We start from the raw sequence: 26,470 nt of genomic DNA, 5'->3' as shown, positions 1-26,470 counted from the left end.
TCAGGCGAGGACGTCGAGTCCGACGGATCGGACGGTGGTGGGCCGGGTGGTGACCGGCGCGGTCGGGGTGGGGCGGGCCTCCAGGCCGACTCCCGGGCGCAGCACCGTCGGTGCCGGCCGGTCGTCGCGATCGGGCTGCGCGCCCGGGTGGTTCTGGGAGGACAGGTCGAGGGTCGTGGTGGTCCCGCTGCCGGCAGCGTCACGGCGGAGGTCGGGCAGCACCTGCCGGACCGCGTCGCGGCCGGCGTCCGACGCGGCGAAGAGCTCGACGTGCATCCCGTGCGCGGTCACGTGCGCGCGGACCGTGACGGGACCGAGCGCGTCAGGCGTGACCTGCACCGTGACGACGTGGTCGCCGGGACCGGCCTGCGCGAGCGTGAACACCGGGCGCGCGAGCTGCTGTGCGAGGGGCGCCGGGGCGTTCGCCGTCGCCGCGCCCGGCGCGGTCGGGAGCCCGGTCGTCGCGGGTGCGGGGACCGCGAACGGCGTCTCGCCACTGCGCGGGGCGGTCACGGCCTGGAGGCTCGGATCACCCTGGCCGCCCGTCCGCCGGTCCGACCCGTGGTCGCTCCGGGCCCCGGTGGCCGGTCCGGTCTGCACGACCGGGGCGGCGGCGGTCGCCGTGCTCGCCGTAGCGGTGTCGGCAGGGCGACCGGCCTGCGGCGCCGACGACACGCTGGTCGCTGCCGTGGGGCCGGCGGCGGCGGCCGCGGCGTCCGTCGTCGCGAGCGGGCTGCTCGCCGTCGTGGTGGGAAGGGTCGTGGCGGTCAGGGTCGCGGTGGCCCCGGTCGTGGTGGTCCCGGTCGTGGTGGTCCCGGCAGTGGTGGTCTCGGTCGTCGTGCTCGCGGACGCGGTCACGGCGACGGCTGTCGCGGCTCCGGGAGCGGCGGAGCTCGACGCCCCGTCCACCGCGACGGGTCCGAGGACCGACGGGGACGCGACGGTCGAGCCGGTCGCCGCAGAGGTGGCGGTCGTCGAGGGCGCGCCGGGTGCACCGGTCGTCGACGGCGTGGTCGCGAGGACGGGCGTCGTTCCCGCGGACACGTCGGATGAGTCGGACACGTCGCCTTCGAGCGGCGCCGCAGCGGGACGGACCACGGCGGGCTGTGCCGCACCGGGCCGGGGAGCGCCGGACGTTCCTGCAGGTCGAGCGGTCGTGGACGGCACGACGCCGACCTGCGGTCCGGTGGAGCGCGCAACGGCGGGTCCGGAGCCGGCAACCGGTGCCGGCGTAGCGATCCCGGCCGCCGCTGCGCGGTCCGCGGTGCTGGCAGGACCGGCGGTCCCGCGCGTTTCTGTGACTCCGAGCGGGTCGGAGGCCCCGGTCGGTCGTGCATTGCCGGCCGAGGGCGCGACACCGTCCGTCCCCGCGGTCCCGACCTGGGGCGACACCGCATCGTCCGACACGGCGGCGGCGCTGGCCGACGGGACCGCGACGAGGGCGGTGGGCACCGGCACGATGCCGAGCAGCGTCGGGTCGGTGGCGGGGACAGCGGCCGTCGTGTCTGCGGCGTTCGGGGCAGCGGCGGTCGTGTCCGCGGTGTTCGGGGCAGCGGCGGTCGAGGCCGGAGTGCCGGTGGTGGGGGCACCCGTGGCCGCGGCCGTCCCGGACGGCGCACCGGTGACGCCCGCGGTCCCCACCGGCGCACCGCCCGCCGTGCTCGACGCGGCCGGCGCGAGCACCGCGGCGAGGGCGGCGCCGAACGGCAGCGCCGAGGTCGTCGACCCGGCGGTCGCAGCGCTCCCCGGTGCGGCGGGGGCCGGGGAGAGGGTCGTCGTGCTCACGGTGCTCATGCAGCACTCCCCCGCATCGCCGACAGGAGTGCCGCGGTCTGCAGGTCGGTGACCGACTGCGCCGCACCCGCTGCGGAGACCGAGCGGGTCGCCGCAGGAGCCGCGGCCTCGCTCGGCACGATGCGGCGGATCGTCGCGATGTCGGAGTCCTTGTACCAGTTGTCCACGATCCGGACGTCCTTGCCGGGTCGGGGTGCGTGCAGCACCTTGCCGTCACCGACGTAGATCACGATGTGCTGCTCGCCCTTCGGGATGATGAGGTCGCCCGGCTTCGCGTCCTTGAGCGACCCGACGGGCACCCCCATGTCCGCCTGGTCGGGCACCACGCGCGGCATGGTCACCCCGAGGTCCTTGAACACCGTCTGCACGAGCCCGGAGCAGTCCATGCCGGACCGGGTCGTCCCGCCGAACACGTAGGGCACGCCGAGGTACTTCTTCGCGTCCTCGACCACGTCGGACCCCGTGGCGCCGCTGCCGGTCGCCAGGGTGCCGCGGCCCGCGTCGACCGAGGTGGCCGGCGTGCGGGACGCCCCGTCGGCAGCAGCGGTGCCGGCGGCGCCGGCGCTCGTCGACGTCCCGGTCGCGGTCGCCAGGGCGTCGGCGAACGCGCGGGTCGTGGCCTCGTTCGAGGCGGAGCCGCCCGCGGAGGCGGTGGTACCGCCGCGCAGGGCGTCGATCTGGGTGCGGATCTCGGCGATCCGGGAGAGCACGGCGTCGACGCTCATCGGACACCACCTTCCGTGCGGCGTCGTGCCGCGATCTCGTCGAGGGCGTCCTGCTCGGCGCGCAGGTCGGCGGCGGCCTGCTCGTGGTCGTGGTGGCCCTCGAGCTTCTCGAGGCCGAGCGCGGCACGGCGGGCGGCGGAGTACGCGGTCCGGGCGGCATCGGCATCGGCACGACGGGTGCGTGCGACGGCGTCGAGCTCCTCGAGCATCCCGCGGGTCGAGGCCCGCGCGGCCGCGAGCGCGCTCAGCGTCGCGGCGTCCGTGACGAGCTGCTCCTGCTCGCGGTCCGCCAGGTTCCGCCGCGCGGCGATGCGGGCGTCGGCGGCGTCGCGGACACGGTCGTTCGCGGCGGCCAGGGCGGCGGCGGCGCGGTCCTGCTCGGCGTGCCGCAGACGCAGCAGGCCGGCGAGGGGGAAGCGTCGGGCCATCAGGCGGACACCCCCAGTCGGGCGACGAGGGCGTCGAGGGCTCGCCAGGACGTCCCGGCGTCGGCGCGGTCGTCCATCCCCTGTCGGAGGAACGCGTCGATCGCGTCCTGGTGGGTGACCGCTGCGTCGACGAGCGGGTTCGTGCCGGGCTGGTAGGCGCCGACGTCGAGCAGGTCCTGCGCGTTCCGGCGGGCCGCCATCACCTTCCGGAGCGCGGTGGCCGCAGCACGCTGCCACGGCTCGGTGACCTTCGAGGCGACGCGGGACACCGAGCCGAGCGCGTCGACGGAGGGGAAGTGCCCGGTCACGGCGAGCTTCCGGTCGAGCACGACGTGCCCGTCGAGGATGCTCCTGGCGCTGTCCGCGATCGGCTCGTTGTGGTCGTCGCCGTCCACGAGCACGGTGTAGAGCCCGGTGATGCTGCCGACCCGGTCGGTGCCCGCGCGCTCGAGGAGCCCGGCGAGCACCGAGAAGGTCGACGGCGGGTAGCCCCGGGTCGCGGGCGGTTCGCCCACGGACAGTCCGATCTCGCGCTGCGCCATCGCGACGCGGGTGAGCGAGTCCATCATGAGCACGACGTCCTGCCCGGCGTCGCGGAACGACTCCGCGATCCGGGTGGCGACGAACGCCGCGCGCAGGCGCATCAGGGCCGGCTCGTCGGACGTCGAGACCACGACGATCGAGCGGGCGAGGCCCTCGGGCCCGAGGTCGTCCTCGAGGAACTCCCGAACTTCGCGGCCGCGCTCCCCCACCAGGGCGATGACGTTGACGGCTGCGTCGCTCCCGCGCGCGATCATCGACAGCAGCGAGGACTTGCCGACGCCGGAGCCGGCGAACAGGCCCATGCGCTGTCCACGACCCACGGTCGTCAGGGTGTCGAGCACGCGGACGCCGAGCTGCATCGGCGCGTCGATCCGCGTTCGCGCCATGGCGTTCGGCGTCGCGTGGTCGAGCGGCACCCAGCCGTCGGTGTCGAGCGGACCACGGTCGTCGATCGGCCGCCCGAGCCCGTCGAGCACCCGGCCGAACAGCCCTGCGCCGGTCGGCACCAGCACGGGACGACCGGTCGGGCGGACGGGGGTGCCCGCGGTCACCGCGACGAGGCGTCCGAGCGGCATGCAGCGCACACCCGTGGGATCGGTGGCGACGACCTCGACGGGGGTCTGCGGACTGCCCTCGGTGCCGACGGTCAGGACGTCGCCGATCCGGGCCTCGACCCCGGCGACGGTCAGCCCGAGGCCCACCGCGCTCGTGACGAGGCCCACGCGCTGCGGCGCGGCGAGGGCGATCGCCTCGTCGAGCCCACGGGGACGGAGGAGGGTCGCGGTCACCGGGACGCCTCCGGCCGGTCGGCGGAGCGGCCCAGCGCCGCGCGCGCACGGTCGAGCGCTGCGCCGATGCGGAGGTCGAGCAGCCCGTCCGGCAGGTCCACGACGGCGTCGCCGTCGAGCAGCGCCACGTCCGGCACGACCGGGACCGGCAGCGCGAGGTCGGCGACGCGGGCTGCGTCGGCGGGGCTGAGCCGGACGGCCACCGCGACGGTGGCGTCGACCGAGGCGAGCGCCCGACGGACGGTCGCCTCCGCACCGGTGGTGGGGCGTGCCTCCTGGCCGTCGCCCTCGCCGGTCGCGTCGTCCTGGCGCCCGGAACGCACCACGTGTCCGACGACGGCCTCGGCCAGGTCGAGCGCAGCGTCGACCAGGGACTCCTCGGCGTCGGCCAGCACCGGCACGACCTGGGAGAGCATCGCGTTCGTGGCCGCGTCGAGCACCTGGACACGGCGGACGGTCTCGGCCTGGAGCGCCGCGAGTCGCGTTGCGTGCTCGGCCTCGAGCCGGGCGTGCAGCGCAGCGGTCTCGGCCTGGGCGGCACGGAGGCCCGCGGCGTAGCCCGCGGCGTGGCCGCGCACGTCGGCGGCCGCTGCGAGGTCGCGGGTCGTCGCGCTCCCGAGCACGGGGAACGCGACGCGCTGCACGGTGGTGTCAGTCAACGAGCTCGTCCTCCTCGGCGCGGTGGACGGTGATCGTGCCCTCGGCCTCCAGCTCGCGGACGGAGCGGACCACCTCGGCGCGCGCCTCCTCGACCTGCGAGACGCGCACGGGGCCCATGGCCTGCAGCTCGTCGTCCAGCAGCTCGCGGTTGCGCTCGGACACGTTCGCGCGGATCGTCTCGACGACCGGCGTCGGCGCACCCTTCATGGCGGTCGCGAGGAGCTTCGAGTCGATGCCGCGGAGCACCTGCTGGATGTCGCGCGACTCGAGCTTGACGATGTCCTCGAACGTGAGCATCCGCGAGCGGATGTCCTCCGCGAGCTCCGGGTCGCGCGCCTCGAGGCCGTCGAGCACGGCCTTCTCGGTGGCGACGTCCGAGCGGTTGATGATCTCGACCAGGGGCGCGATGCCGCCGACGACCTCGACGCTCTCGCGCGGCGAGACCACGGCACCGGCGCGCTGGCGGAGGACGCCGGCGACGATCCCGACGGCCTCGGGGGTCGCCGTGCCCATCGTCGCGAAGGCCTGGGCGACGTCGGTGCGGACACGGTCGTCGACCCCGGCGAGCACCGCGCTCGCCTGCCCGGGCTGCAGGTGCGCGAGCACGAGGGCGATGGTCTGGGGCAGCTCGCCCTCGAGCAGGCTGACGACCTGGCCGGGTTCGGCGTCGTCGAGGAACTCGAACGACTGCCCGGCGAGGTTCGAGGCCAGCCGGTCCATCACGCCCGCGGCGCGTTCGGACCCGAACGACGCCTCGAGCAGCCCGAGCGCGGCGTCCTTGCCGCCGCGCTTCTGCACGCGGCCGCGCTGCGTGATGCGGTGGAACTCGCTCATCGTGCGGTCCACGACGGAGTCGTCCACGCGGCGCATCCGGACGATCTCGGCGCTGATCTCCTCGGCCTCGAGCTCGGTGAACTGCTTCATCACCTCGGCCGCGCGCTCGGTCTCCATCTGCATGAGGATGAGCGCGACCTTCTGCGCGCCGGTCAGGGCGCGGTCGGTGGTGCCCCCGCCGGCGGGGACCGGGACGAGCGCGCTCACACCGGCGACCGGTCGTCGAGGAGCCCGCGGAGCAGGTCGGCGGTGCGCTTCGGGTCGCGCTCGGCCAGCGCGGAGATCTCCTGCCGGCGACGCTCGGCGCTGATCTCGTCCGTCGTCAGCACCTCGGTCGGGGCGTCGTCGTGGGGCAGCGTCTGCAGCGCGACCGTCTGCGGCTCGACGGCCGGGATCGCCAGGTCGTCGGTACCGAGGGGCAGTTCGAACGTCTCACCGGCGAAGGCGTCGAGCTCACCGACGTCGACGGCCTCGCGCGACTGACGGCGGGCACGGCGGGCCAGCACGATCGCGAGCACGATCGCGGCGGCGAGGACGGCGACGACGATGCCGGCGGTGCGGATGGCCGACCACATGGCCTGCTGCTGCTCGGCCTGCTGCTGCTCCTCGAGGGCCTTGGCGGCGTCCTTCGCCGCGGAGTCGTCGAAGTCCATCATCGCGACGCGGACCTGGTCGCCCCGGGCGTTGTCGGCTCCGGCGGCGGCGGACACCAGGTCGTTGATGCTCTGCAGGTTCGCGTTCTGCACCGAGTCGGCGCGCGAGTTCAGGGCGACCGAGATGGTCTGCCGCTCGACACCACCGGCGGGGATCTGCGTCGTCTCGGTGGTCTTGTCGACGGCGTTGTTCTTCGTCGCCGACTCGTTCTTGTAGCCGTCGTCACCGGCGGCCGTGCCGTTCGTGGTGGTGCCGCCGGCGGTCCCGTTCGGCACCGCGATGTTGTCCGGACCGAGGACGCCGGTCGCACCGGCGCCCGCACCGGACCCGGAGCCGTACTCCTCCGTCGAGCTGGACTCGTTGAGGGCGACTGCACCGCCCTTCGGCTGTGCGAAGCTCTCCGACGTCCGGGTGCCCGACTGCTGGTTCATCGTCGCCGAGACCACGACGCTCGCGTTGCCCGGTCCGAGCGTGGTGTCGAGCAGGTCCTGGATCTTCTTCCGGGTGGCCGCGTCGTAGTCGGCGGCCTGGTCGGCGCCGCTGCCTGTCGCTCCGGTACCGACCGCGGAGAGGGTCTGGCCCTTCTGGTCCACGACGGAGACGTCGGTGGGCTGCATCCCCTCGACCGCGGCGCTCGTCAGGTGCACGATCGACTGCACCTGGTCCGTGGTGAGCTGCGCGCCGTTCTCGGTCGCGACGAACACCGACGCCGTCGGGTCCTTCTCCTCGGACACGAAGACGGTCTTCTCGGGGATGGCGAGCTGCACGGTGGCGGCCTTCACGCCGTCCATCGACGAGATCGTCTTCGCCAGCTCGCCCTCGATCGCCCGCTTGTAGGTGACGTCCTGCTGGAACTCCGAGCTCGTCACGCCCATCTTGTCGAGGAGCGAGTAGCCGCCCTCGTTCGACGACGGCAGGTTGTTCGACGCCGCCTTGAGCCGCTCCGAGTACACCTTGTCCTGCGGAACGAGGATCGTCGCGCCGCCGTCGGTCAGCTGGTACGGCACACCGTCGGTCGTCAGCTGGTCGGTGATCGAGCTCGCGTCGGCTGCGGCCAGTCCGGTGAAGAGCGGCGCGTAGGACGCCTTGCCGAGCCAGCTGGCGAGGGCGATCCCACCGAGCACGAGTGCGGCGACGCCGATCAGCGCGATGGTGCGCTGCGCGGCGGAGAAGCCCTTCACGTAGGCGACGAGCCGCCCCCACGTGTTCTGCATCGCGGCGGGCATCAGGCCTGCATCCGCATGATCTCGTTGAACGCGTCGACGCCCTTGTTGCGGACGGCGGTGACGAGCTCGAGGGTGACCTGGGCACGGGTGGACGCGATGGTGGCGTCGTGGATGTCGTCGAGGTTGCCCGTGACGGCCTTGAGCGCCAGGGTCTTCGAGTCGCTCTGCAGCTGCTGGAGCCCGTCGACCGCGTTGCCGAGGCTCGCGGCGAAGCCGTCGCCGCCGGTGGTCGGCTGGACCGCGCCGGCGCCCGCGGCACCGCCGAGCGCTCCGGCACCGGTCGCAGCGTCCGTGGCGCCGGCGAACGCACGGGTCATCGCGTTGGTGGTCACACCGTTCAGTGCGTCGATGGGCATCAGTTCTTCCCGATCTGCAGTGCCGCCTCGTAGGCGGTCTTGGCACGGTCGACCACGGCGGCGTTCGCCTGGTACCCGCGCTGGGCCATGATGAGGTCCGCCATCTGCGTGCCGAGGTCGATGTCCGGCATGCGGACGTAGCCCTCCGCGTTCGCGAGCGGGTTGTCCGGGTCGTAGGTCACGCGTCCGGCGGCGCTGCCGAACGCCGCGCCCTTGACGTAGGCGCCCGACGTGCCGGCGCCCTCCTGGACCTCGACGTAGCGGGCCTGGAACGCGGAGTCGTCCATCGAGCGGACCGTGTTGACGTTGGCGATGTTGTCCGAGATCGCGTCGAGCCACTTCCGGTGCACGGTCATGCCGGTGCTCGCGATGCCGATCGCGTCGAAGGTCGTCACGAGTTCGTCCGCATCGCGGCGCGGAGGGCCGTCGCCTCGCCGCCGACCGCCTGGGTGGCGAACTGGTAGCGCAGGACCGTGTCCACGTTCGACAGGGTCTCCTGGTCGAGGTTGACGTTGTTGCCGATCTCGTTCGTCGGCTCGAGGCTGCGCGCGGTGGTCGCGGTCGCGTGCCCGTCACCGTGCACGATCGACTGCGCGAGGGCGTCCTCGAAGCGCACCTTCTCGGCGTGGTAGTTCGGCGTGTTGATGTTCGCGACGTTGTTCGCGATGGTGCGCTGTCGCAGCGACAGCCCGTCGAGCGCGCTCTGCAGCGCGACGCTCGTCACGGAATCGAACACGGGTGGCCCGTCCCCTCGGTGTGCGACGTCGTGCGACGTCGCCGATTGGCGGTGGCCGATCCGTGGCCGAACGAGTGAGCGATCCGTGCTCGGAGGGCGCTGTCGGCGGCGGCGCTGGGGACGTTAGGGCTCGCCCCGAACGGGGGGCGGGGGCTGGCTGCGGCGGCGGAGCTCGTCGAACACTCGTCGCGTGCTCCGCTGTGGTGCGACGAAGCCGCTGTCGTCCGGCGACGCATCTGTCGTCTCGCCCGGAGGTGCGCGACGACCCACGACCCACACGACGGAACCGCTGTCGTGCGACGACGCATCTGTCGTCGTGCTCGCTCGAGCAGGCGCGCCTCAGGCGGAGGCGTCCAGGTACACGGAGCCGCGCGGCTCGTCCGTCGCCGCGACCTGACGGAGCGCGCCGAGGTGCTCCAGGGTCTGCCGCCGCTCGGTCTCGAGCGTCGACATCCGGTCGCGCTGCGCGGCCAGCAGCCGGGAGGCACGACCCACCAGCGCGCGCGGCACCGGTCCGAGCGTGGTCGGGACGACCCACGGGGTCGCGTCGAGGACGATCGCTGCGGTGCCGTCCGTGGTCACGTCGATCGTGGTCAGCTCGTGCTCGAGGGCGTCGAGCACCGCGGCCCACGCACCGTCGGCGGTCTCAGCGGCGGGGGTGGGGTGCGGGTCAGGCGACACCGAGCGCTCCCCCGGTGCCGACCTGCGGCGCCTGGGTCGTCGGGAGGGCCGCGGCGGCCTCGTGCCACGACTGGCGCAGCGGCTCCAGGATCCGGATGCAGTCGCGCGTCGCCTGCACGTCGCGGTGCACGTTCGCGGTGATCAACGACGTCGACGCGTAGTTGTAGATCGCGAGGAGCCCCTCGCCGCCGTCCCACACGTCGATGCGGAGCGTCGACGACAGCTCGCCGACGATGGCCTGGGCGTGCAGCAGCTGCTCGCGCGCGGCCTCCCAGTCGGACGTCGTCTGCGCGGCTTCGGCGCGGTGCAGGTCGAGGAGCAGCCGGTCGTAGAGCATCGTGACGAGCTGTGCGGGTGTCGCCGAGAGCACGGCCTCGTTCGTGTACTGCGCTCGGCGCTGGTCGGTCACCGTGCGGGGCTGTGCGGCCTGACGGAAGGCGGCGGACTGCAGGTCGAAGGCGTTCATGGTCGTTCCCGTCACTTCGACGTCGATGCCAGCTGGCTGGAGAGCCACGCCGACTGGGACTGGAGCTTGCTGAGGCTGGTCTCGAGGGCGGAGTACTGCGCCTGCAGCGTCGCCCGTCGTGCGGTGAGCCGGTCCGACCAGTTGTCGATCTGCGTCGTCAGGTCCTTCGCGACCGACTGCTGCCCGGTGATCGAGGTCGTGATCGACCCCGTGTACTTGTCCGACGCGGCCGTCGCCGCGGCGCCGACGTTCGTCGCGACGCCGGACAGCATGGCCTGGGTGCCCTGCGGGTCGTCCGCCAGGGCCTTCTGGAAGACCGCGGCGTCGAAGCTGAAGGTGCCGTCCTTCTGGATGACGATGCCGATGGACGACGGCGACTTCCCGTTGACCGGCGTCGACATCGTCGTGGTGAGGCGCTGTACCGCGTCGCGGGTCGTGCCGTCCCCGGTCAGGACCCCGGCCTTCGTCGACGTGGTGCCGGTGGTCGGACTCGTGGTGCTCGTCACCGCCGTGTTCGTGGCGTAGTACGAGTTGATCGCGTTGAGCGCGTCGACGAGTCCGGACGCGACGGCCTGGGCCTTCGTGGTGTCCTGCGCGACCGTGACGGTCACCGGGTCGGTCGTGGTCTGCGTGACCGTGACGTCGAGCCCCGGCAGCAGGTCGTCGAACGTGTTCGTGGCGCTCGTGACCGTCTGCGCGGCGGCGGTCCCCGCCCAGAGTGTGACGCTCGCGTCCTTGCCCTGCGTGACGACGGCGGCCCCCGGCTGGGTGAAGACGTTCGTCGCGGTACCGGCCGTCACGTCGTCGGACGAGCCGCGGTAGAGCGTGAAGGAGGCCGCTGCGCCGGTCTTCGTCGCGCTGAGCTGCAGGCGGTAGAGCTTCGTGCCGTCGGTGTCGGTCCCGGCGGCGACCTTCGTCGCGGTCACACCGGCGCCGGCCTTGTTGATCGCGGTGACCGCGTCGTCGAGCGAACCCGAGGCCGGTGTGACGGTGGTCTTCTTCCCGTCGGCGCCGACGAGCGTGAGCGGCTCGGCGCCGGACGCCCATGTCGACATCGCGGCGGTGACGCCGACGTGTGCCGCCGCGGTCGACCCGACCTGGAAGCTGACGGAGCCGGCCGAGGCCGTGGCGTCGGTCGCGACGGTCACACCGGTCGACGAGCTCGTGGCGCCGTAGACGTCGAGCGACGTGGCCTTGGCGGCGTCGCCGGCCTTCGTCGCGAGGGTCTGCACGAGCGAGTTGATCGTCTGCAGCGACGACACGAACGAGTTGGTGTCGGTGAGCTTGTTCTTGAGCAGGGTCTGCGGGACCTGCTCGATGGTCATCAGCGAGTTGATCAGGTCGGAGGTCTTGAGACCGCTGACCAGACCGTCGATCGCGAGACTGTTGCCCGAGACGGACGACGTCGACATCGCGGGGCTCCCTGTCGTCGGGGGTGGTCGTGGATGTGGTGACGCCGCCGTCCGGAGGACTCGAACTCCTCCGGACGACGGCGTCGGTGGTGCTAGCGGAGGAGCGAGAGCACGCCCTGGGTGCTCTGGTTCGCCTGCGCGAGCATCGAGGTGCCGGCCTGGCTCAGGATGTTGTCGCGGGTGTACTTGACCATCTCCTGCGCCATGTCGACGTCGGTGATGCGGGACTGCGCCGCGGTGAGGTTCTCCTTGGCCACGTTCGTCACGTTGATCGCGTGGTCGAAGCGGTTCTGGATGGCACCGAGGGTCGAGCGGGCCTCGGAGACGACCTTGATCTGCTCGTCGATCTTCTTGATCGCGTCCTGGGCGTGGTCGGCCGAGTCGAACTGCAGACCAGTGGTCGCCACGCCACCCGAGCCGACGAGGGTCGTGTCGGTCGCGCCCGCCGGACTCGTGGTCGCGACGACGCCGCCGTTGCGAGCCTCGACGGTGAAGCCGGTGGTCGCACCGTTAGCGTCCTTCGTCGACGTCGCCGTGAAGTTGGCCGAGAAGTTCGCGTCCTTGTTGAGTGCGGACACGTACTGGTCGACCGACGTGAAGCCGCCCGTGGGTGCCGTCAGCGTGCCGGTGGTGACCTTCGAGACGTCCTGAGTGCCACCCGCGGTACCGACCGTGGACGTGAACTCCAGAGCGCTCGTCGGGAGATCGGCAACGGTCTTGCCTGTGGCGAGGGTGAACTTCGACCCCGAGGTCGTGGTCGCGCCGAGGCCGGCCACCACCTTGGAGACATCGGCCTTCGACAGGTCGACCGTGATCTGGCTGCTCTCATCGCCGTTCGCGCCGACCTGGAACTTCATCGAAGAGTTCGACCCGTCGAGCAGGTTGAGTCCGTTGAAGTTGGTCGAGGACGAGATACGGGTGAGCTCCTTCTGGAGCTCGCCGACCTCGGTCTTGATCGCGTCCCGCGAAGTGCCGTTGTTCGAATCGTTACCCGCCTGCACGGCCAGGTCGCGCATGCGCTGGAGGATCGAGTGGGTCTCGGTGAGGCCACCTTCAGCGGTCTGCACGACGGAGATGCCGTCCTGCGCGTTGCGGGCGGCGACCGTGAGGCCACCGACCTGCGACTTGAGTCCCTCGGAGATCGTCAGACCGGCAGCATCGTCAGCGGCGCGGTTGATGCGGAGACCCGTCGAGAGCTTCTCGAGGGACTTCGACAGGTCGTTCTGCGTCGCGTTGAGGTTCCGGTACGTGTTGAGTGCCGAGAGGTTGGTGTTGATGGACATACCCATGGTGGTTTCCTCCGTGAATCCTTGGGTGGTGGTGTCTGCCCGTCCATGGGCTGACATCCGTGACTCTCGGCAGGTCCGCCGAGGTCGTTAGGTGTCGGCGAGGAAATCTCCTCGCCGAAGATCAGCTGGCTGCGACGACCGTCGGCACCGACGCGTCCTGCACGGCCCTGGCGACCCCGGCAGCGGCGTTCGCCGCGACCCGCGCCAGGTACGCACTGCGCCGCGCGGCGGTCGTGCGCGACACCGGCTCGACCGCGGTGCCGTCGCCGTAGTGCTCGGCGAGGCCGTCCCGCAGGAGCCGCATCGCCTCGGACCGCTGCTGCGACACCGCGGAGTGCGTGATCCCGAGCTCGGCCGCGACCTCGGTGACCGAGCGGTCGCCGAAGTAGACGTTCTCGACGACGTAGCGCATCCGGTCGGGCAGCGCGGCGACGGCGGCGCGCAGGTAGCGGCGCTTCTCGGCCTCGAGCAGGTCCTCACCGGGCAGCGGGTCCTCGGACGCGATGACGTCGTGCACGGTCTCGTCGATCGTGCCGACCGTCCGGGCGGCGTCGGACATGGCGTCGGCTGCCGTCTGGCGGTCGACGCCCATCGCGTCGGCGATCTCCTGCACGCCGACCGAGCGACCGAGTCGGGCGGACAGGGCCTCCTGCGTCGCGAGGGTCTCGCGGATGCGCTTCCGGGTGCCGCGCGACGCCCAGTCGGACGAGCGCATGTCGTCGGCGAGCGCACCGGTGATCCGGGTTCGGGCGTAGGCGCCGAAGGGCACGCCGAGCTCCGGGTCGAAGGCCTCGGCGGCGGCGACGAGTGCGAGCGAGCCCACGGCAGCCAGGTCGTCACGGTCGAGGTGGGTGGCCCGCGCACGGACGTCCGACACGATGTAGCCGACGAGCGGCAGGTGCTCCACGATCATCGCGTTGCGTGCGTTCCGGTCCATTGGCTTCCCCTGGTCGACGTGCTGATTGACCCGTCCGTGGGCGCGACGGACACCGGCCCTCGGGAGGCCGGTGCGGTCGACGAAGAACCACCCGGTTCCCTCCGGGCGGTGCACCCGCGCCCCTGCGACGCGGTGCGGGAGTGTCCCCCGCGGTGCGGTTCGAATGTATCGGCTGGGAAGTGACCGGTGCAGGCTGTGAACGTCCCCAGTGCGGGGGGACGCGGGGTTCCAGCGGTCCGCACTTCGGCGGACAAACCGGCACGAACCGCCGGTTCTGTCCCCCGGTCTGGGTGACGGTGCGTCCCCCGGGAGCGCACGGCCGGGAGGCGCAGCACCGCTCCGCCGAGCAGCACCGGCCCGCCTCGTGCTCGCGTCCACCGCCGCGGTCCGCTTACGACGGACCGCCCGGCGTCGATAGTCCCCGCTGTCCACCGGAAGGCGGACCGGCACGACCCGCTGGTCGCCGACACCGATCCCGAACCGGGAGGAGCCATGAGCGTGAACGACCTGTCCGCCGTCCTCTGGCGCGAGCGCGAACTGCTCGAACTGCTCACGTTCAAGCTCGAGGAGGAGCAGCTCCTGCTCGCCGCCGGGCGCTCCCGCTGGGTGTCGCACGCCAGCCGCGAGGTCGAGCAGGTCCTCGAACGGCTCCGCAGCACCGGGCTCGAGCGCGCCGCGTCGAGTGCCGCCGTCGCCGAGGAGTGGGGTGTCGACCCCGACGCTCCCCTGCGCGACGTGGTCGCCGCCGCGCCGAACGGCCCCTGGGGCGAGATCCTCGCGACGCACCTCGCCGCGATGGTCGAGCTGACGACGCACATCGGCGCGCTCCGCGACGAGAACGACCGCTTCCTCCGGACGGCTGCCCAGGCCACCGAGGAGACCCTCGCCGGCTCGGTCGGCGACGCGTCCACGTACGACGCCTCGGGCAGCTCCGGCTCCCGTCCCGACGGCGCACGCCTGTTCGAGGGGACCCTGTAGCACCGTGGTGAGCACCTTCGGATCCCTCGCGACCGCCTACTCCGGCCTGACTGCGGCACGCGCCGGCATCGACGTCACCGGGCAGAACATCGCCAACGCCGGCACCGCCGGGTACACGCGCCAGCGCGTCACGCAGTCGTCGGTCCCCGCCGTGCAGACCGGTTTCGTGCACGGCACCGCTGCCCTCGCCGGGCAGGGCGTCTCCGTCGACGGCATCGCACGCCTCGGCTCCCTGACGCTCGACGCCGGCCTCCGCGCGGCGACCGGCTCGTCGGCCTGGGCACAGACCCGCGCGACCGGGCTCTCGGCGATCGAGGACGGCCTGCACGAGCCCGGGAAGAACGGTCTGTCGGCACAGCTCGACGTCTTCTGGTCCGCGTGGGGCGACCTCGCCGCGCACCCCGACGACGCGGGCGCCGCCTCGTCCGTGATCGCCGCCGCGACCACCGTCGCGACCGCCCTCGCCACCGGCTCGAGGGCGCTCGACACGCAGTGGGCGACGGTCCGTTCGACGGCCGCGACCCAGGTCGACCAGCTCAACGCCGCGGCGGAGCAGGTCGCCGGGCTGAACGTGCAGATCCGGTCGGCCCTCGCCGCCGGTGGCAGCGCGAACGAACTGCAGGACCAGCGCGACCGGCTCACGCAGCAGATCGCGGGACTCGCCGGTGGCACGGTCCGGACGAACTCCGACGGCACCGTCGACGTCCTCCTCGGCGGCAACCCGCTCGTGCAGGGCGACACCGTCCGCACCGTCGCGCTCGAGGGCGGCGCGCGTCTGGGCGACGGCGCTGCCGTGTCCCTCCGCTGGACCTCGGGCAGTGCCGGCTCGGTGACGCTCGGCGGCGGCTCGATCGGTGGCGCGCTCGCACTCCTCGCCCCCGCTGCCGGCGGCACGGGCGGCGCCATCGCCGAGGCGTCAGCCGCGTACGACCGGGTCGCGACCCGACTCGCCGAGACCGTGAACACCGAGCACGCGAAGGGCACCACGCCCTCGGGTGCCACCGGAGCGCCGTTCTTCGCCCTCGCCGCGGGCACCCCGGCCGCGCAGGGCCTCTCGGTCGTCCCGACCGACGGCGACGGGCTGGCGACGCGGAACGCGGCGGGGCAACTCGACGACTCGTTCGCCGACACGCTCTCGCGACTCGGTACGGTCGCCGGGGGTGCGGACCGCACCTGGGCGAGCTTCGTGGCGGGGGTGGGCAGCGCCTCCCGGACGGCCTCGTCGGAGGCGACGCTCACCGGACTCGCCCTCACCAGCGCGCGCACGCAGCAGCAGTCCGGCGCCGGCGTGGACCTCGACGAGGAGAACGTCAACCTGCTCAGCTACCAGCACGCCTACCAGGGCGCAGCGCGCGTCCTCACCGCGGTCGACGAGATGCTCGACACGCTCATCAACCGCGTCGGACTCGTCGGGAGGGGCTGACCGTGATCACCCGTGTGACCACCCAGATGTCGATCACGGCCGCGACGGAGCGGCTGCAGGCGAACGCCGCCCGCGTCGCCGACGCCACGCAGCGCGCCACCACGCTGCAGGCGATCGCGAAGCCGTCGGACGACCCGGTCGGCACCGGCTCGTCGATGCAGGTGCGGAAGGAGCAGGCCGCCGCCGCGCAGTACACGCGCAACGCGAACGACGCGGTGGGCTGGCTCGCGACGACCGACAGTGCCCTGTCCGGCGCCCACGCGGTGCTGACGACGGTGCGGGACCTGACCGTGCAGGCCGCGAACTCCGGTGTGATGGACGACACCGCCCGCGACGCGTTCATCACGCAGTTCCGGGCGCTCAAGGCCGACCTCGAGTCCGCCGCCAACACGACCTACGGCACGCGGTCGGTCTTCGCCGGCTCCTCGACCGAGGCGACCGCCTACACGAGCGCCGACGGCTTCGCCGCTGCGACCACCGCGGTGTCCCGACGCGTCGGCGACGCCCAGACCGTGCGGGTCGACACCCCGGGGGCCGCGGCGTTCGGCTCCGGCGCGACGTCGGCCTTCGCGGTGATCGACGGCATCGTCGCCGACCTGCAGAACGGTGTGAACGTGAACCCGAAGCTCAACGACGTCGACGCGGCGTTCGGCACCCTCCGTGCGGCGCAGGCCGACGTGGGTGTGCGGCACGCGGCGGCACTGGGGGCGCAGGACGCGCTGAAGACCTCGTCCGTCGCGCTGGAGACCCGTCGCGCCGGCATCGAGGACCTCGACCTCGCCGGTGCGGTCCTCGACCTGCAGGTGCAGCAGACCACCTACCAGGCAGCCCTCGCCGTCACCGCGAAGGTCCTGCAGCCGACCCTGATGGACTACCTCCGATGAGCATCGACCTGACCTTCCCCACGCCGCCGTTCGGGCTGTCGCCGGCACCCGTGTTCACCCTGGAGCCCGTCGAGGGTGCCGAGGGGCTGTTCGCCCTGCACGGCGACGACGCCCGGCTGTTCCTGCTCGACGCCGCGGTGCACCTGCCCGACTACGCGCCCGAGCTCACCGACGAGCAGGCGGCCCTGATCGGCCTGACCGACCCCGCCGACGCGATGCTCCTCGTGGTCGCCAACCCGGGGGCGTCCGGCACGACGGTGAACCTGCTCGCCCCGGTCGTCGTGCACGCGCGCACGGCCGTCGGCGCCCAGTTCATCCTCGAGGACCAGGACCTGCCGCTGCGTGCGCAGCTCGCGCGGCGGTAGCGCGGCGGCCCTGGCGCACGCTGCGGGCGCGGGGAGCGGGGCTCGCTGGCTGGCGCTGTCGTACGACTCACCCGCTGTCGTACGACAACGGATTCGTCGTACTTCTCGCGAGACCGCGGCCCCTCGCGGCTGACACGACAGATCCGCTGTCGTACGACATCAACGTTGTCGCACTCCTCGCCACCGTCACTCCTCCACAGCCGGGAGGTCCGGCTCACCATCCCCAGTTCAGCTCTCCCCCGCCGGTCTCGCCGGTCCACGGCGCGACGCTTACGGACATGCACGAACGAGTCCTCGCCGTCCCGCTGATCCGGACGAGTCGCTTCCCCTCCGCAGAGCGCCGCGCACTGCAACGTCGAGCACAGCGCGGCGAGCTCCGGCCTATCCGGCCCGGTGTCCTGGTCGATCCAGCAGCGATCACCGACCTCCTGCCAGAGGAACACCACCTCTTGCTGGTGCGCGCCACCGCACACCGCATCCAGCCCCCGAGACTGCTGGCACATCGCAGCGCTGCACTCGCGTACGGGCTCCCCCTCGTCGGTGCCCCACCGGACCGCGTGGAACTGCGGGATCCACGGCGTTCTCGCGCGGAGACCACGACCTACCAGCGGCTTCGGCCGCTGGTCGCGCGTGCTCCTCGCGGAAAGTGGGACGGCACTCCGCCGTACAGCCCGTCGATGTTCGCTGGCGTCGCCGTCGAACCGCTCGTCGACGTCCTGCTGGACATCGCCGCGACCGAACCGCTCTGCACAGCGCTCCCGATCATCGACGCCGCGTTGCACGGCCGTCGGGTGCTCTCGTCGATGCTCTCGGAGACAGCAGGGGCGTCCGCCACTGCGCGCGACAAGGCGGCGGCGGCGCTCGGGATGGGGTCGGCGCTGTCCGACTCCCCGGCGGAGTCGGTGTGCCGGGTGCGCTTCCGACTGCTCGGGACGCCGGAGCCCGTCCAGCAGCACGTCTTCAGCCGCGCGGGAGACCGGACGGCAGTCGTCGACTTCTGGTTCCCGGACCAGGGCGTCGTCGTCGAGGTCGACGGGCGGGCGAAGTACGGCGACGGTGCGGACGCCGCCGCCGCACACTGGCAGGAGAAGCAGCGCGAGGACTTCATCCGGTCGTTCCCCGAGGTCCGCACGGTCGTCCGGGTCGTCTGGGCCGACCTGATGGAACCCGAGCGCTTGCGCGCGAAGCTCCTCCGAGCGGGTGTGCCGTGCCGGTGACGGCGACCTGCACGACCACCGAGCCGGCGCGCGCGGCATGCTGCGAGTGCGGAGCTCCCACCGCGTCGGCGTACGTTCTGCGTCATGGCCCGACAGCACAACGACGGGGCGATCGTGCCGATGCCGCCCGCCCCGGTCCAGTCCGACACCCGCGACGACCGCACCCCCACACCCGAGAACCCCACGGGGTGGACCAAGATGCTCGACCGCGTCATCGCCGTGCAGCGTCCCGTGGTGGTCGCGCACGTGAACGCCGTGCGGCGTCGCCACCCGGATGCGAGCCCCGCCGAGGTCATCCAGATCCTCGAGCGGCAGTACCTCACGGCGGTGACCACGGGTGGCGCTGCCGTGGGAGCGAGTGCGGTGATCCCCGGTGTCGGCATGGCAGCGGCGCTCGGCCTCAGCGGTGCCGAGACGGTCGGCTTCCTCGAAGCCACGGCACTCTTCGCGCAGTCGGTGACCGAGGTGCACGGCATCGCCCTCGAGGATCCGGAACGCTCGCGCACCCTCGTGATGGCCCTCATCCTCGGCGCTCCGGGGACGCAACTCGTCAAGCAGCTCGCCGGTCAAGCCACCGGGGGCCAGGCACGCTCGGCGTTCTGGGGCGAGATGGTGACGGCCTCCCTGCCGAAGCAGGTGGTGAGCGGCATCGGTGGCAAGGTCCGCGACCAGTTCATCAAGCGCTTCGCAGCGCGGCAGGGCGCCTCGGTCCTCGGCCGTGCGCTGCCGTTCGGCATCGGCGCGGCCGTCGGCGGCCTGGGCAACCACGCACTCGGCAAGAAGGTCGTCCAGGCGTCCCGCGAGGGCTTCGGACTGCCACCGCGGCACTTCACCGTCGTCCTCGAGACGAAGCCGACGAAGGAGCGCGGCCGTGGGGCGAAGGACCGAGCGGCCGGCGACGGACGAACGGACGAGAAGGAACGTCGAGTGCTGCCGTGGCGCCGGAAGGAGCGAGACGACGAGGACCTCTGGGCGGACACGCCGCACCGTGACCCCCAGCACGACCGCGAGGCACCCGACGGGCGCGGCGAGCGCGGCTGACGTCGCACGGCTGACGGCGCGCGGCTGACGGACGGGAGGCGCGGTGCCAGCGTGCACCGCACCTCCCATCCGTGCGCGGTCCGCGTCCGTCGACGGGCCGCCTCCGTCAGCGCGTCACCGGGTCACGACCGCCGCTTCGGCGTCCGCACCACCTGCCCGGCGTGCGCGAAGCCCCCGCCGAAGCCGAACAGCAGCGCCAGGGTGTCCTCCGGCAGCTCCCCGCGGTGCCACGCCTTCGACAGCCCGAGCGGCACGCTCGCGGCCGAGGTGTTCCCGGACTCGACCACGTCCCGCACGACGTACTTGTCCCCGCCGCCGAGTGCCTCGGCCAGCGGCTCGATGATGCGGAGGTTCGCCTGGTGGAAGGCGAGGACGCCGATGTCGTCGAGCGTCACTCCGGCTGCGTCGACGACCGCGCGGGCGTGTCCCTCGGCCTCCGTGATCGCCCAGCGGTAGATCGACCGACCCTGCTGCGTGAAGTACTCGGGGTCGCGCGTGACCAGCACGGCCTCGTTGAGGTGCGGCACGCTCCCCCATGACACGGGTCCGATCTCCGCGGTGTCGGCAGCACCGATCACCACGGCTCCGGCACCGTCGCCGACGAGCACGCATGTCGAGCGGTCCGTCCAGTCGGCGATGCTGGACAGGGTCTCGGAGCCGATCACGAGGGCGGTGTCCGAGGCGCCGACGCGGATCGACTGGTCGGCGAGGGCCATCGCGTACTCGAAGCCGCTGCACGCCGTGTTGATGTCGATGGGTGCCGGACCGTTCGCCATCCCGAGCGCCGCGGCGACCCGTCCGGCCGTGTACGGCGACCGCTCGCGGTGCGTGGTCGAGGCGACGATCACGAGCCCGATGTCGGAGGGCTCGAGACCGGCGTCGGCGACGGCCATCCGACCGGCCTCGATCGCCATCGACACGACGCTGTCGTCGGGGCCCGCGATCCGGCGGGTCCTGATGCCGGTGCGGGTGGTGATCCACTCGTCGTTCGTGTCGACCATCGTCGACAGTTCGTCGTTGGTGAGGACCCGGTCGGGTTGGTGGTGGCCGAAGCCGAGGATCCGGCTGCCACGGAGTGCTGGCGTGTTCACCCGCGGCACGCTACTCCCCTCGGTCCACGGCGCATGCCGGGCGGAGCATGCACGAACGAGTCGACAGCCGGTCCGGACGCCGCGCAACCGCAGCCGTCGCCGGCGCGGTCACCCCCACGCGAACGTCGCCGGTCCGGTCACCGCCGCGCCGCTGCCGTCGCCCGGTCGTTCGCCCGCTTGATCGCCTGGACGAGTTCGTCCTTGTCCATCTTCGAGCGGCCGCTGACATCGAGGCGCTTCGCGACCTCCATCAGGTGCGCCTTCGAGGCGTTCGCGTCGACGCCGCCCTGGGTCTCCCCGGAGCCGCGCGTGCCCTCCGCGCCGGAGTCCGACGGACCGGAGGAGTCCTTCTCCTCCCAGTGGTCGCCGACCTTCTCGTACTCGTGCTTGACGGCGGCGTAGGCGGTGCGGTGTGCGCGCTCTCCCGGACCGTACGTCTCGTTCGCCGAGTCGAGCGTCTCGGCGAAGATGTCCTGCGCGTGCTCCGGCGACCGCTGCAGGGTGCTGGGGATCTCGTCCTTCGCGGGCATGGTGCGTCCTTCCGTGTGGGGTCCATCGGCCGCGCTCCGTGGAGGACGGCTCGTCCCGTTCTACGCCGGGCGCATGACCGGCACCCGCAGGGCCTGGTTCGCACACCCGCACCCGCGTAGACCGGAGGCATGGACTACACACACCTCGGACGGACAGGGCTGTCGGTGTCACGAGCGGTGCTCGGCACGATGAACTTCGGACCGGAGACCAGCGAGGACGACTCGCACGCGATCATGGACCGGGCGCACGAGCTCGGCGTGAACTTCTTCGACACCGCCAACGGCTACGGCGGCTCGGTGGGCAAGGGTGCCACCGAGGAGATCATCGGCCGCTGGTTCGCGAAGGGCGGCGGTCGACGCGAGAAGACCGTCCTCGCGACGAAGGTCTACGGCGAGATGACCGACTGGCCGAACGGCGGCAAGCTGAGCGCGCTGAACATCCGGCAGTCGCTCGACGCGAGCCTCCGTCGGCTGCAGACCGACCACGTCGACCTGTACCAGTTCCACCACGTCGACCGGGCGACCCCGTGGGACGAGATCTGGCAGGCGATCGACGTCGCCGTGCAGCAGGGCAAGGTGCTCTACGTCGGATCGTCGAACTTCGCCGGGTGGCACATCGCGCAGGCGCAGGAGGCAGCCGTACGCCGGGGCAGCCTCGGCCTGGTGAGCGAGCAGTCGATCTACAACCTCGTCGTGCGCGACGTCGAGCGCGAGGTCCTGCCCGCCGCCCGTGAGTACGGCCTCGGGGTCATCCCGTGGTCGCCGTTGCAGGGCGGACTGCTCGGCGGGGTCATCGAGAAGACCGAGAACGGCTCCCGGCGCCTGTCCGGCCGCAGCGCGGAGTACGTCGAGGGACACCGCGACCAGCTCACCGCGTACGAGTCGCTCGCGAAGGAGCTCGGTCACACCCCGGGCGAGCTGGCCCTGGCGTGGCTGCTGCACCAGCCCGGTGTGACGGCGCCGATCACCGGCCCGCGCACGATGGAGCAGTGGGAGTCCGCGGTGCGCGCCGTCGACATCCGACTCGACCAGCGCGCCCTCGACCGGCTCGACGAGATCTTCCCGGGCCACGACACCTCGCCGGAGGACTACGCCTGGTGACCTGACAGCACGGCGCACCAGGCGCCGTGGTCGCGACCACCGGACGGGAGGCGCGGTGCGGGTCCGCCCCGCACCGCGCCTCCCGTGCGTGGCAGGCGCCACGCGCCGTGGTCGCGACCACTGTGACCGGCACCGCACAGGACGACGGGCCCCGCGCCTGCTGTGTGCGCGGGGCCCGTCGTCATGCGGGTGGTGCGGTGTCTAGCGGACCGCGACCGGGGTCTCGTCGCGCTCCTCGTAGAGCACGTAGCCCTCTTCACCGTGGACCGCGGTGTCGATGCCGGCGACCTCGTCCTCGGTCTTCACGCGGAAGCCGATCGTCTTCTCGATGGCGAAGCCGATCACGAAGGCCAGGACGAACGAGTAGACCAGGACGGCTGCGGCTGCGACGGCCTGCTTGCCGAGCTGCTCGAAGGAGCCCGAGTAGATGAGACCGGTGTCGTCGGCGAAGAAGCCGAGGTAGAGCGTGCCGAAGATGCCGCCGACGAGGTGGACGCCCACGACGTCGAGCGAGTCGTCGAAGCCGAGCTTGTACTTGAGGTCGATCGCGAAGCAGCAGACCACACCGGCGAGGAAGCCGAGCAGGATGCCCCAGCCCGGGGTGAGCGCGGCGCAGGCCGGGGTGATCGCGACGAGACCGGCGACGGCACCCGAGGCGGCACCGACGGAGGTGGCCTTGCCGTCCTTGAGCTTCTCGATGAGGAGCCACCCGAGGATCGCGGCGGCCGGAGCGGCGAGCGTGTTCACCCAGGCGAGGGCGGCGATGCCGTCAGCGGCGCCCTCCGAGCCGGCGTTGAAGCCGAACCAGCCGAACCAGAGGATGGCCGCACCGAGGAGCACGAAGGGCGGGTTGTGCGGCTTGTGCGCGCCCTTGGCGAAGCCGACGCGCTTGCCGAGCACGAGCGCCAGGGCGAGACCTGCGGCGCCGGCGTTGATGTGCACCGCGGTGCCGCCGGCGAAGTCGATGACGCCCCACGTGGCGAACATGCCCGAGGTGAGGTTGAAGACCCAGGAGGCGACCGGGAAGTAGACGACGGTGACCCAGACGCCGGCGAAGATCATCCACGCGCCGAACTTCGCGCGGTCGGCGATCGCACCGGAGATCAGGGCGACGGTGATGATCGCGAAGGTGGCCTGGAAGCCGACGAACGCCATCGACGGGTACGCAGCGTTGATCGTCGAGGCCTTGGCCTCCTCGAACGCCTGGCCGAGGCCGATCTGGTTCCAGTCGATGCTGAAGAACCCGACGATGCCCGCGACGTTCGTGCCCTCGCCGTGGTTCGCGAAGGCGATCGCGTAGCCGTAGAGCACCCAGAGGACGCCGACCAGGGCGATCGCTCCGAAGGACATCATCATCATGCTGATGACGGACTTGGCCTTCACCAGGCCGCCGTAGAAGAAGGCCAGGCCGGGTGTCATGAACAACACCAGCGCCGCCATGATCAACACGAATGCCGTGTTGCCCTGATCAAGCATCTGTTCACCTCTCGCGATTGCAGTGCGGCTCTCGGGACCGCCCTCGGGTGCTGACGAGTCTGGCGAGGCGACGTTTCGCGAGGGAGCACGATGTGTTTCGCGGGTGTAACGCGTGGGGCTCCCGTGTGAACGGTGTGTTTCCGGACACCGGATGACGGGTCCGACACCGCTGACGGGACGCCGCGAGGGCCGGACGGACGCGCGCGTCGGACGGGAGGCCCGTGGCGGTGTCGCCACGGGCCTCCCGTCCGACGGTGGCTCAGTCGGCCGCGCGGGACAGCGCGACCACGCGCGACGCGGCCCGCAGGTACTTCTTGCGGTAGCCGCCGTCGAGCATCGCCTGCGGGTACACCTGGTCGAGCGGCGTACCGGACGCGACGATCCGCACCTGCGCGTCGTAGAGGCGGTCGACGAGCGCCACCCAGCGCAGTGCGTCGGTCTGGTCGGTGAACGCCTGCACGTCGGTCAGCCCGACGGCGTCGAGCCCGTCCACCAGCGCGACGTACTTCGACGGGTGCACGGTCGCCAGGTGGTCCACGACCGCACGGAAGTCGTCGAGCGTCGTCGCCCCACCGGGCAGTGCACCGACGACGTCCCCGACCACCCGCGCCGACTCGTCCACGGCCCGACGGCGGTAGTCGAGCCCGTCGATCCGCATCGTCTCGAACCGGTCGGACATCGCCTGGATCTCGCGCAGGAAGTCCTGCGCGGCGAACCGGCCCTCGCCCAGCGCACCGGGCGGGGTGTTCGACGTCGCCGCGAAACGCGTGCCCGACTCGGACAGCTCCTTGATGAGCCGGGTCATCACCATCGTGTCGCCCGGGTCGTCGAGCTCGAACTCGTCGATGCACACCAGGGACGTCCCACGGAGCAGGTCGACCGTGCCCTGCAACCCGAGCGCGCCGACGAGCGCGGTGTACTCGATGAACGTGCCGAACGTCTTCCGCGACGGCTCCGCGTGGTAGGCCGCGGCGAGCAGGTGCGTCTTGCCGACACCGAACCCGCCGTCGAGGTACACGCCGGAGCGCGCCGGCTGGACCGGTTCGCGGCGGCGGCCGAACAGCCCGCGCCGCGCTGGCTCCGGCCGCGTCGCGACGAAGGCCTCGACCGCGTCGCGCACCGCCGCCTGCGACGGGTACTCGGGGTCCGGCCGGTAGCTGGCGAACGACGCGTCGGCGAACTGCGGCGGCGGGACGAGCGCGGCGGCCATCTGCTGCGGCGTCACCTGCGGATCACGGTCGACGAGGTGTGCAGGCAAGTGTGGCCCCTCCGGGAAGCATGTCGTGCGGTGTCACGTTGCAGGTGGCGGTCGGTACGTCCGCGTACCGTTGCCCGCGGGCACCGAGGACCGATCCTATGCCTCGCCCGCCCGCTCGTCCCGCAGCCTGGAGGTACCCCCGATGACCGCACCGGTCGACCCGTCCGAGAAGTTCGCCGCCTACGCCCACCCCGAGCGCCTGGTGTCGACCGAGTGGCTCCAGGAGCAGCTCGACGCCGGTACCGGGTCCCCCGACCTCGTGGTCGTCGAGTCCGACGAGGACGTCCTGCTCTACGAGACGGGCCACGTCCCCGGCGCGGTGAAGATCGACTGGCACACCGACCTCAACGACCCCGTCCAGCGCGACTACATCGACGGCGAGGCCTTCGCCCGGCTCGTCGGCGGCAAGGGCATCGGCCGCGACACCACCGTCGTCATCTACGGCGACAAGAACAACTGGTGGGCCGCGTACGCCCTCTGGGTGTTCACGCTGTTCGGCCACGAGGACGTCCGGCTGCTCGACGGTGGCCGGGCGAAGTGGATCGCCGAGGACCGCGCGGTCACGACCGACCGTACCGAGGTCACCCCGGTCGAGTACCCCGTCGTGGAGCGCCGCGACGAACAGGTCCGCGCCTTCAAGGAGGACGTGCTCGAGCACCTCGGCAAGCCGCTCATCGACGTGCGCAGCGCCCCCGAGTACTCCGGCGAGCGCACCACGGCCCCGGACTACCCGGAGGAGGGCGCCCTGCGCGCCGGACACGTCCCGACCGCCGTGAACATCCCCTGGGCCACCGCGGCCGCTCCCGACGGCACGTTCAAGAGCCGGCAGGAACTGGACGCCGTCTACCGCGACGGCGCCGGCATCGGGGGCGCCGACGAGGTCATCGCCTACTGCCGCATCGGCGAGCGCTCGAGCCACACCTGGTTCGTGCTGCAGCACCTGCTCGGCTACGACAACGTCCGCAACTACGACGGTTCGTGGACCGAGTGGGGCAGCGCCGTGCGCGTCCCGATCGCCACGGGCACCGAGCCGGGTACCGTTCCCACCCGATGAGCACCGAACTCCCCCGTCCCCTCGCCGAGATCCGCGACGACTTCCTCGAACTCTCGCAGCAGGACCGCCTCCAGCTGCTCCTCGAGTTCTCCGACGAGCTCCCCGCGCTGCCCGAGCGGCTGCAGGGGCACGAGGACGAGCTCGAGCGGGTCGAGGAGTGCCAGTCCCCCGTCTTCATCACCGTCACCGTGGGTGCCGAAGGTGATGCGCCGGACGTGGTCCGGATGCACGCGACGGCGCCCCGTGAGGCACCGACCACCCGTGGCTTCGCGTCGATCCTGGCGCAGGGACTGTCCGGGTTGTCCGCACCCGAGGTCCTGGCGGTTCCGGTGGACTACCCGCTGACGCTCGGGCTCACCGAGGCGGTCAGCCCGCTGCGGATCCGGGGCATGGTGGGCATGCTCGGTCGGGTGCAGCGGCAGGTGCAGGCGGCCGTCGCCGCCTGAGACCGAGCTGACCGACGGACGGGAGGCGCGTGGCGGGTCCGCCACGCGCCTCCCGTCCGTTCGATGGTCGCGTACGA

Annotated in this window: 28 protein-coding genes; 9 read left to right on the top strand and 19 right to left on the bottom strand. The window is 72.3% G+C overall.

Going from position 1 to position 26,470, the window contains the following annotated elements; translation table 11 throughout:
* The 15 genes from ACH0A8_RS10810 to ACH0A8_RS10740 all read right to left on the bottom strand — a co-directional run bounded on the left by ACH0A8_RS10810 (position 1) and on the right by ACH0A8_RS10740 (position 13,529).
* Positions 1–1,794 carry a flagellar hook-length control protein FliK gene (locus ACH0A8_RS10810; RefSeq protein ID WP_406907187.1) on the bottom strand — a complete coding sequence of 598 codons (1,794 nt, stop codon included), beginning with the start codon at positions 1,792–1,794 and terminating at the stop codon, positions 1–3.
* Positions 1,791–2,519, bottom strand: a complete 729-nt coding sequence (locus ACH0A8_RS10805; RefSeq protein ID WP_066654116.1) for a C40 family peptidase — start codon at positions 2,517–2,519, stop codon at positions 1,791–1,793. Before ACH0A8_RS10805 ends, ACH0A8_RS10810 begins: the two co-directional genes overlap by 4 nt.
* On the bottom strand, positions 2,516–2,947 hold the full coding sequence (locus ACH0A8_RS10800; RefSeq protein ID WP_066654114.1) for a hypothetical protein: 432 nt from the start codon (positions 2,945–2,947) through the stop codon (positions 2,516–2,518). Before ACH0A8_RS10800 ends, ACH0A8_RS10805 begins: the two co-directional genes overlap by 4 nt.
* A complete protein-coding gene (locus ACH0A8_RS10795) occupies positions 2,947–4,278 on the bottom strand; it encodes a FliI/YscN family ATPase (protein WP_066654112.1) in 1,332 nt (443 codons plus the stop codon). The genes ACH0A8_RS10800 and ACH0A8_RS10795 overlap by 1 nt, the downstream gene beginning before the upstream one ends.
* On the bottom strand, positions 4,275–4,937 hold the full coding sequence (locus ACH0A8_RS10790) for a hypothetical protein (protein ID WP_144411291.1): 663 nt from the start codon (positions 4,935–4,937) through the stop codon (positions 4,275–4,277). Before ACH0A8_RS10790 ends, ACH0A8_RS10795 begins: the two co-directional genes overlap by 4 nt.
* Positions 4,930–5,979 carry a flagellar motor switch protein FliG gene (gene fliG, locus ACH0A8_RS10785; protein WP_081984829.1) on the bottom strand — a complete coding sequence of 350 codons (1,050 nt, stop codon included), beginning with the start codon at positions 5,977–5,979 and terminating at the stop codon, positions 4,930–4,932. Before fliG ends, ACH0A8_RS10790 begins: the two co-directional genes overlap by 8 nt.
* Positions 5,976–7,652, bottom strand: a complete 1,677-nt coding sequence (gene fliF / locus ACH0A8_RS10780) for a flagellar basal-body MS-ring/collar protein FliF (protein WP_066654109.1) — start codon at positions 7,650–7,652, stop codon at positions 5,976–5,978. The genes fliG and fliF overlap by 4 nt, the downstream gene beginning before the upstream one ends.
* Entirely contained in the window at positions 7,652–8,008 is a 357-nt protein-coding gene (gene fliE / locus ACH0A8_RS10775; protein WP_144411290.1) for a flagellar hook-basal body complex protein FliE, read from the bottom strand. The genes fliF and fliE overlap by 1 nt, the downstream gene beginning before the upstream one ends.
* The gene (locus tag ACH0A8_RS10770) at positions 8,008–8,403 is read right to left on the bottom strand and encodes a flagellar basal body rod protein FlgC (protein ID WP_224442989.1); all 396 of its coding nucleotides are present in this window, start codon (positions 8,401–8,403) and stop codon (positions 8,008–8,010) included. Before ACH0A8_RS10770 ends, fliE begins: the two co-directional genes overlap by 1 nt.
* Complete coding sequence (locus tag ACH0A8_RS10765) at positions 8,400–8,744, bottom strand: flagellar basal body protein (protein WP_066654107.1); 345 nt, start codon at positions 8,742–8,744, stop codon at positions 8,400–8,402. Before ACH0A8_RS10765 ends, ACH0A8_RS10770 begins: the two co-directional genes overlap by 4 nt.
* A gap of 339 nt (positions 8,745–9,083) precedes the next feature.
* Positions 9,084–9,425 carry a hypothetical protein gene (locus tag ACH0A8_RS10760; protein WP_406907186.1) on the bottom strand — a complete coding sequence of 114 codons (342 nt, stop codon included), beginning with the start codon at positions 9,423–9,425 and terminating at the stop codon, positions 9,084–9,086.
* The gene (gene fliS, locus ACH0A8_RS10755) at positions 9,415–9,891 is read right to left on the bottom strand and encodes a flagellar export chaperone FliS (RefSeq protein ID WP_235426581.1); all 477 of its coding nucleotides are present in this window, start codon (positions 9,889–9,891) and stop codon (positions 9,415–9,417) included. Before fliS ends, ACH0A8_RS10760 begins: the two co-directional genes overlap by 11 nt.
* Positions 9,892–9,902: 11 nt before the next feature.
* Positions 9,903–11,303, bottom strand: a complete 1,401-nt coding sequence (fliD, locus tag ACH0A8_RS10750; protein WP_406907185.1) for a flagellar filament capping protein FliD — start codon at positions 11,301–11,303, stop codon at positions 9,903–9,905.
* Positions 11,304–11,395: 92 nt separating this feature from the next.
* Positions 11,396–12,592 carry a flagellin gene (locus ACH0A8_RS10745; protein ID WP_406907184.1) on the bottom strand — a complete coding sequence of 399 codons (1,197 nt, stop codon included), beginning with the start codon at positions 12,590–12,592 and terminating at the stop codon, positions 11,396–11,398.
* A 121-nt stretch (positions 12,593–12,713) separates the two neighbouring features.
* Entirely contained in the window at positions 12,714–13,529 is an 816-nt protein-coding gene (locus tag ACH0A8_RS10740) for a sigma-70 family RNA polymerase sigma factor (RefSeq protein WP_251160276.1), read from the bottom strand.
* A 492-nt stretch (positions 13,530–14,021) separates the two neighbouring features.
* On the opposite strand from ACH0A8_RS10740, the gene ACH0A8_RS10735 reads away from it, so the two are divergent.
* The 6 genes from ACH0A8_RS10735 (at position 14,022) to ACH0A8_RS10710 (ending at position 19,437) form a co-directional block, all read left to right on the top strand.
* Complete coding sequence (locus ACH0A8_RS10735; RefSeq protein ID WP_066654099.1) at positions 14,022–14,507, top strand: flagellar protein FlgN; 486 nt, start codon at positions 14,022–14,024, stop codon at positions 14,505–14,507.
* A 7-nt stretch (positions 14,508–14,514) separates the two neighbouring features.
* Complete coding sequence (gene flgK / locus ACH0A8_RS10730; RefSeq protein WP_406907183.1) at positions 14,515–15,930, top strand: flagellar hook-associated protein FlgK; 1,416 nt, start codon at positions 14,515–14,517, stop codon at positions 15,928–15,930.
* A gap of 2 nt (positions 15,931–15,932) precedes the next feature.
* Entirely contained in the window at positions 15,933–16,814 is an 882-nt protein-coding gene (locus ACH0A8_RS10725; RefSeq protein ID WP_066654097.1) for a flagellin, read from the top strand.
* Positions 16,811–17,179 (top strand): flagellar assembly protein FliW, encoded by a 369-nt coding sequence (gene fliW, locus ACH0A8_RS10720; protein WP_066654096.1) that lies wholly within the window; start codon positions 16,811–16,813, stop codon positions 17,177–17,179. The genes ACH0A8_RS10725 and fliW overlap by 4 nt, the downstream gene beginning before the upstream one ends.
* 677 nt (positions 17,180–17,856) lie before the next feature.
* On the top strand, positions 17,857–18,396 hold the full coding sequence (locus ACH0A8_RS10715) for a hypothetical protein (RefSeq protein ID WP_066654094.1): 540 nt from the start codon (positions 17,857–17,859) through the stop codon (positions 18,394–18,396).
* An 84-nt stretch (positions 18,397–18,480) separates the two neighbouring features.
* A complete protein-coding gene (locus tag ACH0A8_RS10710; protein WP_209682803.1) occupies positions 18,481–19,437 on the top strand; it encodes a hypothetical protein in 957 nt (318 codons plus the stop codon).
* 122 nt (positions 19,438–19,559) lie between these two features.
* Here the strand turns inward: ACH0A8_RS10710 and ACH0A8_RS10705 are convergent, their stop codons facing one another.
* The gene (locus tag ACH0A8_RS10705) at positions 19,560–20,528 is read right to left on the bottom strand and encodes a beta-ketoacyl-ACP synthase 3 (protein WP_209682805.1); all 969 of its coding nucleotides are present in this window, start codon (positions 20,526–20,528) and stop codon (positions 19,560–19,562) included.
* A gap of 137 nt (positions 20,529–20,665) precedes the next feature.
* The gene (locus tag ACH0A8_RS10700; RefSeq protein WP_209682807.1) at positions 20,666–21,058 is read right to left on the bottom strand and encodes a ChaB family protein; all 393 of its coding nucleotides are present in this window, start codon (positions 21,056–21,058) and stop codon (positions 20,666–20,668) included.
* A 129-nt stretch (positions 21,059–21,187) separates the two neighbouring features.
* On the opposite strand from ACH0A8_RS10700, the gene ACH0A8_RS10695 reads away from it, so the two are divergent.
* Positions 21,188–22,159, top strand: a complete 972-nt coding sequence (locus ACH0A8_RS10695; protein WP_066654088.1) for an aldo/keto reductase — start codon at positions 21,188–21,190, stop codon at positions 22,157–22,159.
* A 201-nt stretch (positions 22,160–22,360) separates the two neighbouring features.
* Here ACH0A8_RS10695 and ACH0A8_RS10690 read toward each other — a convergent pair whose 3' ends face one another.
* Both ACH0A8_RS10690 and zapE read right to left on the bottom strand, forming a co-directional pair.
* Positions 22,361–23,635 carry an ammonium transporter gene (locus tag ACH0A8_RS10690; RefSeq protein WP_209682810.1) on the bottom strand — a complete coding sequence of 425 codons (1,275 nt, stop codon included), beginning with the start codon at positions 23,633–23,635 and terminating at the stop codon, positions 22,361–22,363.
* Positions 23,636–23,894: 259 nt separating this feature from the next.
* Positions 23,895–24,845 carry a cell division protein ZapE gene (zapE, locus tag ACH0A8_RS10685; protein ID WP_406907205.1) on the bottom strand — a complete coding sequence of 317 codons (951 nt, stop codon included), beginning with the start codon at positions 24,843–24,845 and terminating at the stop codon, positions 23,895–23,897.
* 190 nt (positions 24,846–25,035) lie between these two features.
* On the opposite strand from zapE, the gene ACH0A8_RS10680 reads away from it, so the two are divergent.
* Positions 25,036–25,947, top strand: coding sequence for a sulfurtransferase (locus ACH0A8_RS10680; RefSeq protein ID WP_251160284.1), 912 nt, complete (start codon positions 25,036–25,038; stop codon positions 25,945–25,947).
* Positions 25,944–26,393, top strand: coding sequence for a SufE family protein (locus ACH0A8_RS10675; RefSeq protein ID WP_209682813.1), 450 nt, complete (start codon positions 25,944–25,946; stop codon positions 26,391–26,393). The genes ACH0A8_RS10680 and ACH0A8_RS10675 overlap by 4 nt, the downstream gene beginning before the upstream one ends.
* The last annotated feature ends 77 nt before the right edge of the window (positions 26,394–26,470 follow it).

Source organism: Curtobacterium sp. 179-B 9B NHS, from assembly GCF_045370965.1.
Lineage (GTDB): Bacteria > Actinomycetota > Actinomycetes > Actinomycetales > Microbacteriaceae > Curtobacterium.
This window is presented reverse-complemented; position numbering and strand designations above follow the sequence as displayed.